Raw genomic sequence first — 480 nt, forward strand, 5'->3', positions numbered from 1 at the left:
ATCTTCATCGGCTATTCGTTTCAGCTCATAGCGAAAATGCTTGAGCGAGCTTTGATAGCCGAGCTGCAACCGCAGCTCATCAAGGTCGACGTCAACCGCCCCATGCACACATGCCGACCGCGCAACCTCATACAGGCGACGCTCGATCGGGCCGAGCTGGAAATAGGTGGGCGCATAGTCCAGCACACGCCGATCGCGCAGAATAGCGCGATAGAGCCAATCACATAGCCGGACCTTCACGGCTTTCAGCCGTTTATCGCCGGTTTTCGTCTTGGTGTAATGAAGCTGCGCTTCGGAGAGCCAAGAGAAAAATCCGGCCTGGCCCTCACCCCCGGCCTCGATGTTGGTCTTGATCTGCGTACCTTGAAGCCTCTCCAGTGCATCGGATAGGCGCGTATAGGACCGGGCCGAGCCGTTGACGCCCGTGACGCGGAAAAGATCGTGAGCGGTAAAGTAGAAGTCTTGGGAGACCCCCACGCC

The 480-nt window shown here is 57.9% G+C and carries 1 protein-coding gene; it reads right to left on the reverse strand.

Translation table 11 applies throughout. The features are described 5' to 3' along the window. The coding region (locus CVH10_RS17300; protein WP_181244450.1) for a replication initiator protein A at nt 1–480 on the reverse strand (480 nt) is incomplete at both ends.

The organism is Halomonas sp. ND22Bw, assembly GCF_003011945.1.
In the GTDB taxonomy this organism is placed as follows: domain Bacteria; phylum Pseudomonadota; class Gammaproteobacteria; order Pseudomonadales; family Halomonadaceae; genus Halomonas; species Halomonas halophila.